A 17,310-nucleotide genomic window follows, 5' to 3' on the forward strand; every position below is an offset into this window, starting at 1 on the left:
TCGGACAGCGGTTGGGTCAGCCCTTTTTTAGCAGACGCGCGTAGAAAAATCCGTCAGCATCGTTTTCACCGGGCAGGCGCTGGCGAGCGATACCGTCACAGTCCAGACCAAATGCGTCACCCAGCGCGACCGCTTCCGCATCCGCGTGCCATTTCAGGAAGCCCTTTACCTGGTCGACGTTTTCCGCACGCAGGATCGAGCAGGTGGCATACAGCAGCACGCCGCCGGGGCGCAGCATCGACCAGCAGGCTTCCAGCAAGCGGGCCTGGATGCCGACCAGTGCATCGATGTCTTCGGCACGGCGATGGAACATCACGTCCGGCTGCCGGCGGATGACGCCGGTGGCCGAGCACGGCGCATCCAGCAGGATCGCATCGAACGGAACGCCGTCCCACCACGCCCCCGGATCGCTGGCGTCGGCCACCAGGACCTCGGCGCCCTCGCCCACGCCGGTACGGGCGAACGTATCCTTGGCGCGCGCCAGGCGACGGGCATCGATATCCAGCGCCAGCAACCGCAGGCTGGGGTCACGTTCGAGCAGGTGCGCCGACTTGCCCCCCGGGGCGGCGCACGCGTCGAGCACGCGGCTGCCGGTCGGCGGCGCCAGCGCGTCGGCGGCACATTGCGCCGACAGATCCTGCACCGACAGCAGGCCTTCGCCGAAGCCGGGCAACTGGTTCACTGGAACCGGCGCGGCCAGTCGCAATGCATCGGCGCTCAACGGGCTGGCTTCGGCGGCAATGCCCGCTTCGGCCAGGGCCGCCATCATCGTTTCTCGCCCGCCGTGCTGGCGGTTGGCACGCAGCCACAGTGGCGCCGGCTGCAGGCTGGCGGCGAAGATCGCCTCGGCCTGTGCCGGCCAATCGCGTTCGACGGCCTCGGCCAGCCAGACCGGAAATGCATCGCGTGCCGGTTGTTCGGGGAAGCCCTCGCGCTGGGCCCGGCGCAGGATCGCGTTGACCAGGCCGGCCTGGCGTTCGCGGCCGAGTGCGCGTGCAGCGTCGACCGTGGCCGACAGCGCCGCATGAGCCGGCAGTTCCAGCACATCCAGCTGGGCGAAGCCCACCATCAGCAGCGTGCGCAGGTCGGCATCGCGTGCGGACAGCGGCTTCTGCATCCATCCCTGCAGGGCGGCGTCATAGGTGCTGCGTCGGCGCAGCACCGCGAAGCACAATGCTTCAAGCAGCGCGCGGTCGCGGGTGTCAGCCAGTTTGGGCAGCGCCCAGGCCAGCTCCGCCTTGAGCGAACGACCGCGGGTGAACACCTGCGCCAGCACGCGCGCGGCCAGCATGCGCGTGGCTGCGCCCGGCGCCGCCTTGGCGATGGACAAATCCTCTGCCTTGCTCACCGGTCAAACCCCCACGCGCAGGTCACGGCGGGCATTGAGGTAGTCGGCGGCGGTGATCGCCTTGCCGCCTTCCCGCTGCAGCACGCGCAGGCGCAGTGCGCCCTGCCCGCAGGCGATGTCGATGCCCTCGCGGCCAGCGGCCAGCACCGTGCCAGGCGCCTGGCCATGGGCCACATCCAGCGCCACCGCGCCGTGGATGCGCACGCGTTCCCCGGCCAGCAACGCCTCGGCAATCGGCCACGGATTGAACGCACGCACGGTACGCGCCAGCGCTTCGGCGTCCTGCGCCCAGTCCAGCTTTGCCTCGGCCTTGTCCAGCTTGTGCGCGTAGGTCACGCCCTGCTCCGGCTGCGGTCGTGCGATGGGCTTGATGCCGGCGCGCAGCAGGCCCAGTCCATCGGACAGCACCTGTGCGCCGAGCTCGGCCAGCTTGTCGTGCAGCTGGCCACCGGTATCGGTGGCGGCGATCGGCAGCTCCTGGTGCAGCAGCACCGGGCCCGTATCCAGGCCTGCCTCCATCTGCATCAGGCAGATGCCGGTCTTCTCGTCACCGGCCTGGATGGCACGCTGGATCGGTGCGGCGCCGCGCCAGCGCGGCAGCAGCGAACCATGCACGTTCCAGCAACCATGGGTCGGGATGGTCAACACCGCCTTGGGCAGGATCAGGCCGTAGGCCACCACCACCATCAGGTCCGGCTGCAGGTCACGCAGCTGCTGCTGGGCCGCCTCGTCCTTCAGCGTTTCCGGCTGGTACACGGGGATGCCGCGGGCGACCGCTTCCAGCTTGACCGGCGAAGGCGCCAGCCCACGGCCGCGACCGGCCGGGCGATCAGGCTGCGTATAGACAGCCACCACCTCATGATGACGCGCGGCCGCGCGCAGCGACGACACCGCGAATTCCGGCGTACCGGCAAAGACAATCCTCATGGCAACCCCACTTGCAGGATGAAATCGTGCAGGAAAAAAAACGGCGCCGTCGGCCGGCGCCATGCAGCCCGCGCGTCACGCGCAGGCGCGGGCCACCCGGAAGGGCGGCCCGAAGCAGCGATCACGCCACGTGCTTGCGCTGCTTGGCCAGCTTCTTGCGGACCATCTCGCGCTTCAGCGGCGACAGGTAATCGATGAACAGCTTGCCGTCCAGATGGTCCATCTCGTGCTGCACGCAGACCGCCAGCAGGCCGTCGGTGGTCAGTTCCTGCGGCTGCCCCTGGCGGTCCAGGAACTTGACGGTGATGGTGTCGGCACGGGTCACGTCGGCGAAGATGCCAGGCACCGACAGGCAGCCTTCCTGGTACACCTGGCCCCCGTCCTTGGCGACGATTTCCGGGTTGATGAAGACGCGCGGCTCGTTCTTTTCTTCGCTCACGTCGATGACCATGAAGCGCTGGTGCACGTCCACCTGGCTGGCAGCCAGGCCGATGCCGGGGGCGTCGTACATGGTCTCGAACATGTTGTCGAGCAGCTCCTGGAACGCCGGCGTGGTCACTTCGGCGGCATCGATCAACGCAGCCTTGGTACGCAGGCGCGGATCGGGGAACTCAAGGATGGGGAGTAAAGCCATGGCAGTTTCCGGGGTTGGGGCCGGGTTACGCCGGCATACGTCGCAGATTCTAGCTCCAACGCTTGCCTTGCGCCCCGGTTTCTGGACTATAGTGCGCGAACCTGTTGGGGAATCAGGGCTTCACACCTATGTTGCTTCGTTTTCGTACGGTCGTCGCCGCGGCGATGCTGACCGTGGCTGCCTATGCTACCGCCGTGGAAGTGAATGGCGGGCACCCGGACACCTATGTGGTCCGCAAAGGGGACACGCTGTGGGATATCGCAGGACGATTCCTGCAGAAACCCTGGCTGTGGCCGGAGATCTGGCAGGCCAATCCGCAGGTCGCCAATCCGCACCTCATCTATCCCGGTGACGTCCTCAGCCTGGCCTACCTGGACCGGGTAACGGCCAAGCCCGGCCCACGCCAGGAAGCGCCGGTGACCGGCGTGCCGCTGGCCCAGGTCGAGCCGTTCCTGAAGCAGCTCAGCGTGGTCGACAGCATCGAACAGCTGCCGTATGTGGTCGGCCTGGAAGACAACCGCCTGCGCGCCACCGGTGGGCAGACCGCCTATGTGCGCCTGGCCGACGCCCAGACCGGGCAGCGCTGGGCCGTGGTCCGCCCGACCGTGCGCTACGCCCAGCCCAAGCCCACCGAGGACCTGACCGCCAATGGCGATGTCACCCCGGGCAGCGGCAATCTCTGGAGGGCCTTCAGCGCGCCCAACCACCGCCGCGGCATTCTGGGTTACGAGCTGGCACAGGTCGGCACCGGCACCATCACCAAGGTGGCGGGCGGCAAGACCGAAGCGTCGACCCTGGCCCTGGACAACGCCAGCGGCGGCCGTGAAGTGCGTGCCGGCGACCGTCTGGTGCCGGTCGAGGCCACGCCATACGACCTGCAGTTCTTCCCGCATGTGCCTGCAGCCGGCGTGGAAGGCATGGATGTGCGCGTACTGGCGGTCACCGACATGTTCAGCACCGGCGGTCCGCGCGATGTGATCGCGATTTCCGCTGGCCGCGCCCAGGGCGTGGACAACGGCACCGTGTTCTCGCTGTGGCGCCATGGCAGCCACGTGGCGCACCGGATGAAGTTCCCGGGGTCCTCGCGGATGGACGACTCGGTCAGCACGGGTGCCGGCCGGGTCAGCCTGCCCGATGAGTACGCCGCGCATGCCATGGTCTTCCGCACCTTCGACAACGTCAGCTATGCGCTGGTGATGCAGGGCGTGAAGCCGGTGCGCGTGGGCTACAGCGCGCTGCATCCGGACGCGAAATGAGCCAGCGCCGTCAGCCCCGGCCTCGGCAGGGGCTGACGGCCACACCCGTCGGCAACCTCCGGGATACCCTGACAGCAACACGCGAAGGCGCCCTAGGGCGCCTTCGTCGTGTGGGGTCGATAGTCGAGGGATGACTGAGCATGGACATGAGGCGCTGCTGCGCCTGTTGATCGCGGGTGGTTCACTGGCTTCCAGGCGCACCCTGTTGCAGACCACCGGCAGCGCGGATGCAGCGTTGGCGCTGGGCGTTGCGGGCTGGCGGGCGCACGGCTGCACGCCGGAACAATGCGCTGCGCTGGAGCGTCCCAACAGCCGCGCCCTCGCGCTTGCGCAGCGCTGGCTGCAGCAACCTGACCACCACCTGCTGGCCTGCAACGATCCGGCCTTCCCGCCCCTGCTGCTCGATGTTCCCAATCCGCCTTTGGCGCTGTTCGTTGCCGGGGAACCGGCCATCGCCTGGCGTCCCGCCGTGGCCCTGGTCGGCAGCCGTTCACCCACCCCCGCCGGTCGTGCCCTCGCCGCCCGCTTTGCCACCTGCTTCGTCGAGGCCGGGCTGGCCGTGACCAGTGGATTGGCGGCAGGCATCGACGCGGCTGCCCACCAGGCGGCACTGGACGCAGGCGGCTGCACCCTCGCGGTGATAGGCACCGGCCCGGACCGTGCCTACCCCACCAGCCACGCCCGCCTGCAGGCCAGAATCGCCAGCGAAGGAGTCGTGCTCAGCGAATATCTGCCAGGCACCACCGCACGGCCGGGCCACTTCCCCGCGCGCAACCGGCTGGTGGCCGGGCTGGCCCTGGCCACGGTGGTGGTCGAGGCCGCACAACGCTCGGGCGCCCTGATCACGGCCCGGCTGGCGGCCGAAGCGGGCCGCGAGGTCTGTGCGATACCCGGCTCGGTGCTCAATCCGCGCGCCGCAGGCTGCCACCGGCTCATCCGTGAAGGGGTCGCCCTGGTCGAACGTCCCGAGGAAGTGCTGGAACTGCTGGCCCCGGCATTGCGCCAGCAGCTTCCGGGCTTGCAAACCCGGCTTGCCACCCCCACTGAACAGGCAGCGCCGGCGGACCTGCCGGCATGCTGGGCGAACGACGCTGACTACCAGAGCTTGTGGCGGGCACTGGAGTACGACCCCATCAGTATGGATTCACTGATCACGCAGTGTGGATTGACGGCGTCGGAGGTGTCCTCCATGCTGCTGGCCATGGAACTTGCGGGGATCGTGGTGTGCGTACACGGCCGCTACTGTCGACGTCCCTAGTTTCTTCACCTCCACAGCGTCGCGCGACGCAGGCCGAGGGGCAATGAAAGAGAGCATCCTGGATGTACTGTTGTACCTGTTTGAACACTATTTCAGCGAAGATGCGGACCTGATCCGTGACCGCGACTCACTGCAGAATGGCCTGATCCAGGCCGGTTTCAGCCCCACTGAGATCAACAAGGCATTCGAATGGCTCGATGCCCTGGCAGCGCAGCGCCCCAGCGCGGCCCAGGCCCGGGTCGACGGCCCGGTGCGCATCTATCACGGCCCGGAGCTGGACAAGCTTGACGTGGAGTGCCGTGGTTTCCTGCTGTACCTGGAACAGCACGGCATCCTGGATGCCGGCCAGCGCGAGCTGGTGCTGGACCGGGCCATGGCCCTGGACCAGGACGAACTGGACCTGGACGACCTGAAATGGGTGGTGCTGATGGTGCTGTTCAACCAGCCCGGCGCCGAGGCGGCCTACGCCTGGATGGAAACGCAGATGTTCGTGGACGAGCCAGAACCCCTGCACTGACCGTACACTTGGGGGCCGTGCGCATTCAGGAGCGTCCCCCGTGAGTGAGTGGTTCCATGCCGAAGGCAACCGCCAGCAAGGCCCGTTGCCCTCGGAACAGTTGATCGAGCTGTTCCGTAGCAACCAGATCACCCTGGACACCCTGGTATGGCGCGACGGCTTGCCGCAATGGCAGCCGTTGCGCAATGTGGTCGACGAACTTGGCCTGATCGTGCCCGCCGTCGATGCACCCGCCACTGCGGCACCGCCGCCGCCTGTCGCTCCTCTGCCGCCCACCCTGCCGCCTGCCTCTCCGTACGCGACCACGCCGATGGATGCCGCGCCGGTTGCGAAGAAGGGCCTGTCCGGCTGCGCGTTGACCGCCATCATCGGCGGCGTTGCACTGCTGGTGGTGGTACCGATCCTGGCCATCCTGGCAGCCATTGCCCTGCCGGCCTACAACGACTACACCGTCAAGGCCAAGGTCGCCGGTGCGGTCACCGCGCTGCAGCCGCTGAAGGACAAGGTCCAGCATTTCGCCGATGACCAGGGCCGTTGCCCGGGCGCCAACGACGCCGGTTTCCCGGCGGTGGACGAATTCGCGGGCCAGGGCCTGTCGGCCGTGCATATCGGCCGCTTCAACAATGGCCACTGCGGTATCGAAGCGACGCTGGCGTTTCCGGGCAAGAGCCAGGATGGCGACCTGCTGTGGCTCGAGTACGACCGCGACAGCGGACGCTGGGAATGCAGCGGCGAAAGCGACGACAAGTATCTGCCCACGCAATGCCGCGGCTGAGCCGCGCATCGGGCAACCCACCAAGGACGACCCAACAGGGGACATGCAATGACTGAGTGGTACTACGCCGAAGGACAGCAACGCCAGGGACCGCTGGAGGTCACCGAGATCCGCCAGCGTTTCCAGCGCGGCCAGTTGAACCTGGACACCCTGGTCTGGCGCGAAGGCATGGGACAGTGGGCGCCGCTGCGGCAGATGGTGGACGAACTTGGCCTGCAGACCCTGGCCGATGCCAGCACGTCCAACGCCACCGGTGGCTTCGACCTGCGCAACGACTACGCCGCGATCGACAACGGCACCGCGCCCCTGCCGGGCACCGGCGCCCTCAGCAGCTCGCCGTACACCGCGCCCGGCGCGGGCGGCGGTGACTACTCGCAGCCGGTGCAGGGCGGCGAGGTGGTCTACGCCGGCTTCTGGAAGCGCTTTGCCGCCTACCTGATCGACTATTTCGTCCTGCTGATTCCCAGCGGCGTGGTCGGCGGCATACTGGGCTTCGTGCTCGGCGCTGGCATGGGTGCCACCGGCAGCGGCGAAACCGCGGTGGAAGTGGTCACCCAGCTGATCAGTGGCCTGGCTGGCCTGTTCATCGCCGCCGCCTACTACGGCTGGTTCCATGCGTCCCGTGGCGGCGCCACCCTCGGCAAGATGGCCATCGGCATCAAGGTCGTGCGCGGCAACGGTGATCGCCTGACCCTGGGCCGCAGCATCGGCCGCTACTTCGCGACCATCCTCAGCGGCCTGACCCTGTGCATCGGCTACCTGATGGCTGCCTTCACCGAGCGCAAGCAGGGCCTGCATGACCTGATCTGCGACACCGTGGTGGTCGACCGCTGGGCCTACACCGATCAGCCGCAGCTGCAGCGTCGCGAGCTTGGCACGGTGACCATCGTGATCCTGGTGCTGGGCGGCCTGCTGATGCTGGCCGGTTTCGCCGCGATCATCCTCGCCGTCGGCGTCATCGCCAACATGGCGTCGTGATCCGGGATCGAGGGCCAATGCGCCGTCGCGGACGGCCATCCTCACGCCTCCCTGCTTGACAACGGCAGGCCGGGCGTGATTCCTCTAATAAGGTGAAACCTGAACGCCCGGCACAGTCCCGGGCGTTCAGTTTATTGATTTGCCCGTGGCCGCTTCACTAATGCGGCCGTTTGCTCCACCCTAGCGGCCCTTCCCCGCGGCTTACCCACAGACCCTGCTGCCATGCCCAAGCACCTGCTCATCGTTGAATCGCCGGCCAAAGCCAAGACGATCAACAAATACCTCGGCAAGGACTACACGGTCCTGGCCTCGTATGGGCACGTGCGTGACCTGATCCCGAAGGAAGGCGCGGTTGACCCGGACAACGGGTTTGCCATGCATTACGACGTGATCGAGAAGAACGAAAAGCATGTCGATGCGATCGCCAAGGCCGCAAAGGGCGCCGACGACATCCTGCTGGCGACCGACCCGGATCGCGAGGGTGAAGCGATCAGCTGGCATATCGCCGAGATCCTGAAAGAGCGTGGGCTGGTCAAGGACAAGCCGATGCAGCGCGTGGTCTTCACCGAGATCACGCCGCGCGCGATCAAGGAAGCCATCAGCCAGCCGCGCGAGATCGCCAGCGACCTGGTCGATGCCCAGCAGGCGCGCCGCGCGCTGGACTACCTGGTCGGCTTCAACCTGTCGCCGGTGCTGTGGCGCAAGGTCCAGCGCGGCCTGTCGGCAGGCCGCGTGCAGAGCCCGGCGCTGCGCATGATCGTCGAGCGCGAGGAAGAGATCGAAGCCTTCATCGCCCGCGAGTACTGGTCGATCGCCGCCGAGTGCGCGCACCCCTCGCAGCACTTCAACGCCAAGCTGATCAAGCTGGACGGGCAGAAGTTCGAGCAGTTCACCGTCACCGACGGCGACACCGCCGAGGCCGCCCGCCTGCGCATCCAGCAGGCTGCACAGGGCGCCCTGCATGTCACCGACGTCGCCAGCAAGGAGCGCAAGCGTCGCCCCGCGCCGCCGTTCACCACCTCCACGCTGCAGCAGGAAGCCTCGCGCAAGCTGGGTTTCACCACCCGCAAGACCATGCAGGTCGCGCAGAAACTTTACGAAGGCGTGGACATCGGCGGCGACGAAGGCACGGTCGGCCTGATCTCGTACATGCGTACCGACTCGGTGAACCTGTCGCAGGACGCGCTTGCCGAAATCCGCGACGTGATCGCCCGTGATTACGGCATCGCCTCGCTGCCCGACCAGCCCAACACCTACCAGACCAAGTCCAAGAACGCCCAGGAAGCGCACGAAGCGGTGCGCCCGACCTCGGCACTGCGCACCCCGGCCCAGGTCGCACGGTTCCTGACCGACGACGAGCGCAAGCTGTACGAGCTGATCTGGAAGCGTGCGGTGGCCTGCCAGATGATTCCGGCCACGCTCAACACCGTCAGCGTGGATCTGTCGGCCGGCAGCGAACACGTGTTCCGCGCCAGCGGCACCACGGTGGTCGTGCCCGGCTTCCTGGCCGTGTACGAAGAAGGCAAGGACAGCAAGAGCGCCGAGGATGACGACGAAGGCCGCAAGCTGCCGGCGATGAAGCCGGGCGACCGCGTGCCGCTGGAACGCATCGTGGCCGACCAGCACTTCACCCAGCCGCCGCCGCGCTTCACCGAAGCGGCGCTGGTGAAGGCGCTGGAAGAGTACGGCATCGGCCGTCCTTCGACCTACGCCTCGATCATCCAGACCCTGCTGTTCCGCAAGTACGTTGAAATGGAAGGCCGCAGCTTCCGCCCGTCCGATGTCGGCCGTGCGGTATCCAAGTTCCTGTCCAGCCACTTCACCCAGTACGTCGACTACGACTTCACCGCCAAGCTGGAAGACGAGCTCGATGCCGTCTCGCGCGGCGAAGAAGAGTGGATTCCACTGATGTCGCGCTTCTGGGGCCCGTTCAAGGAACTGGTCGAAGACAAGAAGGAATCGGTCGACCGCGCCGAGGCCAGTGGTGCGCGCGAACTGGGTACCGACCCGAAGACCGGCAAGCCGGTCAGCGTGCGCCTGGGCCGGTTCGGGCCTTACGCAGCCATCGGCAGCACCGCCGAGGATGCCGAGGACAAGCCCAAGTTCGCTTCGCTGCGGCCGGGCCAGTCGATGCACACCATTTCCCTGGAAGACGCGCTGGAGCTGTTCCTGATGCCGCGCGCGCTGGGCGAGGACAAGGGCGAGGACGTCAGCGTCGGCATCGGCCGCTTCGGCCCGTTCGCCAAGCGCGGCAGCACCTATGCCTCGCTGAAGAAGGAAGACGACCCGTACACCATCGACCTGGCCCGCGCCGTGTTCCTGATCGAAGAGAAGGAAGAAATCGCGCGCAACCGGATCATCAAGGAGTTCGAGGGCAGCGACATCCAGGTGCTGAACGGTCGTTTCGGCCCGTACATCAGCGACGGCAAGATGAACGGCAAGATCCCCAAGGATCGTGAGCCGGCATCGCTGACCCTGGCCGAAGTGCAGCAGTTGATGGAAGAAACCGGCAAGCCGGTGCGCAAGGGCTTCGGCGCCAAGAAGGCTGCCGCGAAGAAGGCCCCGGCCAAGAAGGCGGCAGTGAAGAAGGACGCCGCGCCGAAGAAGGCCGCTGCCAAGAAGGCGCCGGCGAAGAAGGCGGCTGCGAAGAAGGCACCTGCGAAGAAGGCCGTGGCCAAGAAGGCACCGGCAAAGAAGGCCGTCAAGAAGGCCGCCAAGTAGTTCCACGCCATGCGTGGATGAGAGGCCAAGGTGTGCGGACCAACGGTCCGCACCTGCTGCTCCACCCGTTGTGCACGCAGCGGGGGGATAATGAAGGCCCACGCCGGGCCCGGTCGCCGCCATGAAAGAACTCACACTGGACACCGCAGTCGCCACGCTCCGCAGTGGCGGGGTGATCGCCTACCCGACCGAAGCCGTCTGGGGCCTGGGCTGTGACCCTTCGCATGAGGCGGCGGTACACACGCTGCTGCGGCTGAAGCAGCGGCCGATCGAGAAAGGCATGATCCTGGTCGCTGCCGAATTGTCGCAGCTGCAGGGCTGGGTGCGGCTGCAGGCGCTGCCCGATGCACGCCAGCGCGCGGTACTTGCCAGCTGGCCCGGCGCCAACACCTGGATCCTGCCCGCCGGTACGCGCGCCCCCGGCTGGATCACCGGCGAACATAGCGGCATCGCGGTACGTATCAGCGCCCACCCCCTGGTCGCAGCACTGTGCCAGGCCTGGGGTGGCCCGCTGGTCTCCACCAGCGCCAACCTTGCCGGCGAGCCACCCGCGCGCAGCCGCGAAGAACTGGACCCGCGCCTGCTGCGCCTGCTCGACGGCATCCTTGATGGACAAACCGGTGGCCTGGCCCAGCCCACACCGATCCGCGACGCGCTCAGTGGCAACGTACTGCGCTCCTGACAGATTGATTGCGTCGGCGTTGCCGATCGCGCACGCTGCGCATATGACCCTGCTGCGCCCTGTCCTGTGCCTGGTCCTGCTGCTGCCGTTGCCGGCACTTGCCGCTGACGATGTGCGGGTCTACCGCTGCGTCGGCAGCAATGGTGCCGTCGCCCTGCAGGACAAGCCCTGCACCGCCGGTCGCCAGGAAGTGCGCGACCTGCAGCGGCCACGCGACCCGCCGCCGCGGGTGGTCAGCACCGACGCCGCAGTGACCGCGCCGGCGCAGACACCGCCGATGCGCGAGCGCGAGGTACGCCATGTCTACATCCAGCCGCCTCAGCCGATGTACGAATGCGTGAGTGAAGACGGCGACCGCTACACCAGCGACAACAACGAGGGGAATCCGCGCTGGGTGCCGCTGTGGACCACGGTCTGGTATCCGCATGGTCACCCTGGCGGCGTGCGCCCCGGACCGCATCCAGGGCCGCGCCCGGCGGGTAGCAGCAGCACCATCGGCGCCCCCATCGGCGGCGGGCCGCCGGTGTATCGCCCGCCGTCAGTGGGCGTCGGTGTCAACGTGCCTGCCGGCAACATTCTGGTTCGCGATACCTGTCACGCCCTGCCCCCCCAGGAAGTATGCGCACGCCTGCGTGATCGTCGCTGGGAACTGGACCGGCGCTACAACAGCGCACTGCAGAGCGAGCGTACCGCGATCAGCAACGAACAGCGCGGCATTGACGCACGGCTGGCGCAGGACTGCGGTCGCTGAGCCCCAGCTCAGGTAGACGCCCACCTGGGTGGGCGCTGGCAGACAGCGGTGCCAACCAGGGTGGGCAGCTACCCGGGCATGGGCCATCGCTGTAGGCTGCTGGCATGAGAAAACTGATCTGGCTGGTCATGGGCCTGTTGCCCGGCCACGCGTTGGCCGATGACATGGTGATCTACCGCTGCACGTCGGCCAGCGACGTGCAGACCATCCAGCGCATGCCTTGTCCCGAGGGCAGCACGCAGCGCGTGCAGCGGGTGGCCGATCCGGCACGGACAGCGCCTGCCGCTGCCACACCGGACGCTCCTCCACCGAGCGCCAGGGCCTTGCCCACGTCGCCCCCCAGCGCAATGCCCAGCGCGCCCACCGCCACGTCGGCCAGTCCGCGCGCCGGCGAAGAACGTCCCGTCATGGAAGCCCGCATGGTCGACAGCGCGGAGGGAGACACCATCCTCGACAGCGCGACGCTGCACCACCACGGTGATGGGGCTGCAGCGGACAAGGACGCGCCAGCGAAGCCACCGCTGCCGGCGATCTACCAGTGCGTCAGCAGGGAGGGCAGCGCCTACCTGCATGAGTACGAGGCTGCACCCGGCCGCTGCGAACTGTTGCAGGTACAGGGCCTGGGTGGGGCAACACCGGTCAACGCCGCCAGTTGCGAGGTGGTCAGCGACCGCTGCACGGAAGTGGCCGAAGCGCAGCGCTGCGGCAGCTGGCAGCAGCGCTTCCGCGATGCACGGGGTCGCGAGCGGTTCGCCGCGCCGGAGAATCAGCAGGCGGCACGCGACGAACGCGAGCGCCTGCAGGCCGTACTGGAAGCCAGCAGTTGCCCGGTGCCGCAATGAGGCATCCGCAGAGAGCTGCCGCGATCAGAACCCGTAACGCAGGAAGCCGCCATCCACCGCGATGCATTCGCCGGTGACATAGCTCGATGCCGGCAGGCACAGGAAACCCACTGCCGAGGCCACTTCTTCCGGCTCACCGATGCGCCGCATCGGCGTGCGTCCGATCACTTCCTCGTAGTAGTCGGTATCGGAAAGCGGACCGGAGGTGCGACGGGTGCGGATGTACCACGGCGCCACCGCGTTGACCCGGATACCGTCCTCGGCCCACTCCACTGCGAGGTTGCGGGTCATCTGGTGCATCGCCGCCTTGGTCATGCCGTAGACCACGCCACTGCGCACATGGGTCAGGCCGGACACGCTGCCGACGTTGACGATGGCCGATGACGCGTGGCGCGCGAGCAACGGATGCGCATAGCGCGACAGTTCGAACGCCGAGAACAGATTGGTTTCGAAAATGCCGCGCCACTCGTCTTCGGAGTACTCCGTGGCGGGCTTGGTGATGTTGCCACCGGCATTGTTGACCAGGATATGCAGGCCATCGGCGTGGTCCTCGACCCAGTCCAGGATCTGCCGGCGGTCTTCGTCGTCGGACACGTCGGCGGCCAACGCATGCACCTGATGCTGCGGATACACATCCAGCAGTTCGTCGCGGGCACTCTCCAGCATATCCAGGTCGCGGCCGACGATCATCAGATCGGCGCCGAGACCGGCCAGTTCATGCGCGATCGCCAGGCCGATACCGGCGCTGGCACCGGTGATCAGGGCCGTCTGCCCATCCAGGCGCCACCGTTGCTGGGTCATATGTCCTCCGGGGCCGCGCCCACTGTGTTTCGATGCGGCAAGGATACGCGCTCACGACCGTCCCCCGCCCGTGACGCGACACTTGCCCCACGCCCCTCGTGGAGAGCTGTCATGCGCGTCCTGATTCCCGTCCTGCTGTCGGCTGCCGTGCTGGCCGGGTGCCAGCGTCCCGCACCGCCGAATCCGGAACGACCGCCGGAACCGCAGGCGGTGGCCAAGGCGATCAATCAACCCCTGGACCGCGCCAAGGGCGTGCAGAAGACCATGGACGAGGCGGCCGAGCGCGAGCGCAAGGCAGAGGCCGACGCGCAGTAGATGCCCGCATGCAACAACGCCCGGCCAAGGCCGGGCGTTGTGAGTTCAGTAGATCACGCGATGCGTGGACATCGCTGATCGGGCATCAGAACCCGCAGAAGCAATACGCCAGCGACTTCACCGGTGCACCGTTGCCCTTCTCGCGCGCGGCGTTCTCGACAAAGCGCAGCTGCGTATCGATTTCCGGCATCGTGCGCGCCAGCATCATCCGGCCGACGCCGGAATCAGCCAGCATCCAGGCGCCGGCGTGGCTGCCGGCGAAGCCGCTGACGAACTGCGCGAACGGCGTCGCTGCCTTCTCGATGTAACGCACACGGTACTTGTCGGTCGCGCCCAGCTTGGCCCGACCGGCAGCGTCAGCCACGGCGTCCTTCAGGCCACCGAAGGCATCGACCAGACCGCGCTCCTTGGCCTGCGCACCGCTCCAGACACGCCCGCGGGCCACTTCGTCGATCGCCTCGACCGGCTTCTTGCGGGCCTCGGCGACACGACCGGTGAAATCGGCATAGCCCTTGTTGATCACCGACTGGATGACCTGGCCCACCGCCGGGTCCATCGGCCGGGTGACATCGAAGGCACCGGCAAAACGGGTGGTACCGACGCCATCGGTGTGCACGCCGAACTTGTCCAGCGCACGGCTGAAGTTCGGGATCATGCCAAAGATGCCGATCGAACCGGTGATCGTCGACGGGTCGGCATAGATGCGATCGGCGTTCATGCTGATCCAGTAACCACCGGACGCAGCGAGGTCGCCCATGGACACCACCACCGGCTTGCCCGCAGCCTGCAGGGCCACCACTTCGCGACGGATCTGCTCGGAGGCGTAGACTTCGCCACCGGGCGAATCCACGCGCAGCACCACGGCCTTGACGTCGTCATCGTCGCGCGCCGCACGCAGCAGCGCCGAGGTCGATTCACCACCGATGCGGCCGGCCGGCAGATCGCCGCCGCTGATTTCACCGGAGGCCACAATGACGGCAACCTGCGGACGCGAATCAACCGGGTTGCGACGCGCATCGAGCTGGGCCATGTAGGTGCCGAAATCGATGTTGCGGAAGCCGCCGTCGGCGTCTTCGTCGGCCACGCCGCGTTCGATCATCAGATCCTCGAATTCCTCGCGGGTCTTCAGCGCGGTCACCAGCTTCTGCTGCAGGGCGAACTTGGCCAGGTCGCCACCAGCGGCAGCGACGCCTTCAGGCAGGGTGTCGATGCCGGCCGCCAGCTGCGCCGGATCCAGGCGGCGGGCCTTGGCGATGTCGCCGAGGTAGCGCTGCCACACATCGTTCATCCAGAACAGATCGGCTTCCTTGGAGGCCGGCGACGCCGCGTCGAGCACGTACGGCTCGGCGGCCGACTTGTACTCGCCCACCTTGAACAGGTGCACGTCCACGCCCAGCTTGTCCTGCAGGCCGGTGCGGAAGTACTGGCGGTAGCGGCCCAGGCCTTCCAGCACCACCGAACCCATCGGGTCCAGATAGACCTCGTCGGCCTGTGCGGCGAGCAGATACTGCGACTGCCCCATGCTCTCGCTGAAGGCGACCAGCTGCTTGCCCGAAGCGCGCAGTTCCTGCAGCGCAGCGGACACTTCGCGCAGCGAGGCGAAACCGGACGGCTGCAGCTTGTCCAGTTCCAGCACCACGCGCTCGATCTTCTTGTCATCGCGCGCGCTCTCGATCACCCGGATCAGATCGCGCAGCTGCACTTCCTCGGCACCGTTGTCACCGACGGCCTTGGCCAGCGCGCGGCTGACCGGATCGGCGCTGTACTGCTCGACCAGGCGGCCTTCCGGCGCGATCACCAGGGTGGTGCGGTCCTGCAGCGCCTTGCTGGCGCCAGCGCCCATGCCCGCAGCGACGATGAACATCACCAGCACCAGCAGCAACAGGCCGAAGAACACCAGGTTGAGGATCAACCGGCGGGTGAAATTCATCACGTCCCACAGCCCGATGAAGAAGCTGGCGACTGGATTGCGGTTCGCCGGGGGCAGCGGCGGCACGGGTTGGTTCATGGAGCACTCCGGATGGCTTCTTGCCGTGGTGACAGCATAGCCGGTGCCGCGTGAGGCAGCATCGGACACAAGTCAGGGGATCGCCGGTCACGGTTGCCCTGGACCGGCGTGATGTCAGGCCAGCGTGGACTGGCCGATGCGCTTGCTGCTGCGGCTCAGGCGCCAGCCCATCAGGATTGCCGCCGCGGTCAGGCCCACGATCAGGCCGATCCACATGCCCTGCGGGCCCATGCCCAGGCCGAGGCCGAGCCCCGCGCCCAGCGGCATGCCCAGGCCCCAATAGGCGAACATGGCGATGAACATGGGCACGCGGGTGTCCTTCAGTCCTCGCAGCGCGCCGGCCGACAGCACCTGGATGCCATCGGGGAACTGGAAGGTGGCCGCGTACAGCAGCAGGGTCGAGGCCAGACCGGCCACGGCCAGGTCGTTGGTGTAGACACCGACGATCGCGTCGTGGCCGAACAGCAGCGCCGCCGCCGACAGCGTCTGCGTACCCATGATGATCGCGTAGCCGGCCCACGCCGCGCGGCGCACGCCGAAGCCATCGCCACGGCCAACCGCATGGCCGACACGCACGGTGGTCGCCTCGGCCACGCCCATCGGGATCATGAAGCACAGCTGCGCCACGTTGATCGCGATCTGGTGCGCGGCCGCTTCATTGGCGCCCAGGCGGCCGATCAGCAATGCAGTGACGATGAACAGACCACCTTCCATCAGCACGGTGATGCCGATCGGCAGGCCGGTGCGCAGCAGGTCCCAGATCGCTGACCAGCGCGGACCCTCGAAGTGCGAGAACAGCTGCAGGTGGGCAAAGCGCTTGGTGAACCACAGGTAGGTACCGAAGGCGATCGCCTGCAGCCACATCATCACCGCCGAGGCGATGCCCAGGCCTTCGGCGCCCATTTCAGGGAAGCCCAGCTTGCCGTTGGCCAGCACGTAGCCCATCGGCGCCAGCACCAGCAGGCCGCCAAAACCGAGCAGCATGGTCGGCAGCGTCCAATGCATGCCTTCACTGAGATAGCGCATGCAGAAGTACAGGGTCAGCGCCGGGCCACCCCAGCGCACCGCATGCAGGAACGCCGTTGCACCGGGAACGATGTCCGGGGCGATGCCGAAGGCCGGCAGCAGCGGCGGCACCACGGTGAGGAAGGTGAACATGATCAGGCCCAGGCCCAGCGCCAGCCACAACGCCTGCCGGAACAACGGGCCGATCTCGCGCTCACGGCCGGCGCCATGCAGCTGCGACACCGAGGCGGTGAGTGAGATCAGCGTGCCGATCGGGATCAGCATCGGCAGCCACAGCAGCGCAGTACCGATGGTCACTGCGGCCAGGGTGGATGTCGCGTGGTGGCCGGCAATCACGTTGTCGACGAAGGAGATCAGACCGGTGGAGACGTGCCCGAGCACAAGCGGCAGGGCAAGCAGACCGGTAGCGCCGACTTCCTTGCTGAAGCGCGGCGTGGAGGTTGCAGTAGACATAAGGTGCTTGACGCGAAC

At 67.3% G+C, this 17,310-nt stretch carries 16 protein-coding genes; 10 read left to right on the forward strand and 6 right to left on the reverse strand.

The genetic code is table 11. From position 1 onward, the window contains the following. Window positions 1-16: 16 nt before the first annotated feature. The 3 genes from rsmB to def form a co-directional block, all read right to left on the reverse strand. Complete coding sequence (rsmB, locus tag MRBLST15_RS20160; protein WP_265951939.1) at window positions 17-1,348, reverse strand: 16S rRNA (cytosine(967)-C(5))-methyltransferase RsmB; 1,332 nt, start codon at window positions 1,346-1,348, stop codon at window positions 17-19. A 3-nt stretch (window positions 1,349-1,351) separates the two neighbouring features. Then, window positions 1,352-2,275, reverse strand: a complete 924-nt coding sequence (fmt, locus tag MRBLST15_RS20165) for a methionyl-tRNA formyltransferase (RefSeq protein WP_165378208.1) — start codon at window positions 2,273-2,275, stop codon at window positions 1,352-1,354. Window positions 2,276-2,396: 121 nt separating this feature from the next. After that, window positions 2,397-2,909 carry a peptide deformylase gene (gene def / locus MRBLST15_RS20170; RefSeq protein WP_025879059.1) on the reverse strand — a complete coding sequence of 171 codons (513 nt, stop codon included), beginning with the start codon at window positions 2,907-2,909 and terminating at the stop codon, window positions 2,397-2,399. Window positions 2,910-3,037: 128 nt separating this feature from the next. Between def and MRBLST15_RS20175 the strand changes: the two genes are divergently transcribed. The 9 genes from MRBLST15_RS20175 (at window position 3,038) to MRBLST15_RS21080 (ending at window position 12,689) form a co-directional block, all read left to right on the forward strand. Further along, the gene (locus MRBLST15_RS20175) at window positions 3,038-4,165 is read left to right on the forward strand and encodes a LysM peptidoglycan-binding domain-containing protein (protein ID WP_367787620.1); all 1,128 of its coding nucleotides are present in this window, start codon (window positions 3,038-3,040) and stop codon (window positions 4,163-4,165) included. A gap of 130 nt (window positions 4,166-4,295) precedes the next feature. Then, complete coding sequence (gene dprA / locus MRBLST15_RS20180) at window positions 4,296-5,423, forward strand: DNA-processing protein DprA (protein WP_367787623.1); 1,128 nt, start codon at window positions 4,296-4,298, stop codon at window positions 5,421-5,423. A 43-nt stretch (window positions 5,424-5,466) separates the two neighbouring features. After that, window positions 5,467-5,940 (forward strand): DUF494 family protein, encoded by a 474-nt coding sequence (locus tag MRBLST15_RS20185; protein ID WP_025879062.1) that lies wholly within the window; start codon window positions 5,467-5,469, stop codon window positions 5,938-5,940. A 40-nt stretch (window positions 5,941-5,980) separates the two neighbouring features. Next, window positions 5,981-6,715, forward strand: coding sequence for a GYF domain-containing protein (locus MRBLST15_RS20190; RefSeq protein WP_323054336.1), 735 nt, complete (start codon window positions 5,981-5,983; stop codon window positions 6,713-6,715). A gap of 48 nt (window positions 6,716-6,763) precedes the next feature. Then, the gene (locus tag MRBLST15_RS20195) at window positions 6,764-7,693 is read left to right on the forward strand and encodes an RDD family protein (RefSeq protein WP_265951936.1); all 930 of its coding nucleotides are present in this window, start codon (window positions 6,764-6,766) and stop codon (window positions 7,691-7,693) included. 222 nt (window positions 7,694-7,915) lie between these two features. Then, on the forward strand, window positions 7,916-10,414 hold the full coding sequence (locus MRBLST15_RS20200; protein ID WP_236512413.1) for a DNA topoisomerase I: 2,499 nt from the start codon (window positions 7,916-7,918) through the stop codon (window positions 10,412-10,414). Window positions 10,415-10,535: 121 nt separating this feature from the next. After that, entirely contained in the window at window positions 10,536-11,096 is a 561-nt protein-coding gene (locus tag MRBLST15_RS20205) for a Sua5/YciO/YrdC/YwlC family protein (RefSeq protein ID WP_312705766.1), read from the forward strand. A 43-nt stretch (window positions 11,097-11,139) separates the two neighbouring features. Next, the gene (locus tag MRBLST15_RS20210; protein ID WP_367787628.1) at window positions 11,140-11,847 is read left to right on the forward strand and encodes a DUF4124 domain-containing protein; all 708 of its coding nucleotides are present in this window, start codon (window positions 11,140-11,142) and stop codon (window positions 11,845-11,847) included. 104 nt (window positions 11,848-11,951) lie between these two features. After that, entirely contained in the window at window positions 11,952-12,689 is a 738-nt protein-coding gene (locus MRBLST15_RS21080; protein ID WP_265951932.1) for a hypothetical protein, read from the forward strand. A gap of 24 nt (window positions 12,690-12,713) precedes the next feature. Here MRBLST15_RS21080 and MRBLST15_RS20225 read toward each other — a convergent pair whose 3' ends face one another. After that, on the reverse strand, window positions 12,714-13,490 hold the full coding sequence (locus tag MRBLST15_RS20225) for an SDR family oxidoreductase (protein WP_025879399.1): 777 nt from the start codon (window positions 13,488-13,490) through the stop codon (window positions 12,714-12,716). 111 nt (window positions 13,491-13,601) lie between these two features. Between MRBLST15_RS20225 and MRBLST15_RS20230 the strand changes: the two genes are divergently transcribed. Continuing rightward, a complete protein-coding gene (locus MRBLST15_RS20230; protein ID WP_265955981.1) occupies window positions 13,602-13,805 on the forward strand; it encodes a hypothetical protein in 204 nt (67 codons plus the stop codon). An 85-nt stretch (window positions 13,806-13,890) separates the two neighbouring features. Here the strand turns inward: MRBLST15_RS20230 and sppA are convergent, their stop codons facing one another. Continuing rightward, the gene (sppA, locus tag MRBLST15_RS20235) at window positions 13,891-15,813 is read right to left on the reverse strand and encodes a signal peptide peptidase SppA (protein ID WP_033832340.1); all 1,923 of its coding nucleotides are present in this window, start codon (window positions 15,811-15,813) and stop codon (window positions 13,891-13,893) included. Between the two features lie 114 nt (window positions 15,814-15,927). Then, window positions 15,928-17,292 (reverse strand): MATE family efflux transporter, encoded by a 1,365-nt coding sequence (locus MRBLST15_RS20240; RefSeq protein WP_032976478.1) that lies wholly within the window; start codon window positions 17,290-17,292, stop codon window positions 15,928-15,930. Window positions 17,293-17,310: the final 18 nt, after the last annotated feature.

It is taken from the genome of Stenotrophomonas sp. LST15-1-1.1 (genome assembly GCF_040815575.1).
GTDB lineage: Bacteria > Pseudomonadota > Gammaproteobacteria > Xanthomonadales > Xanthomonadaceae > Stenotrophomonas > Stenotrophomonas lactitubi_B.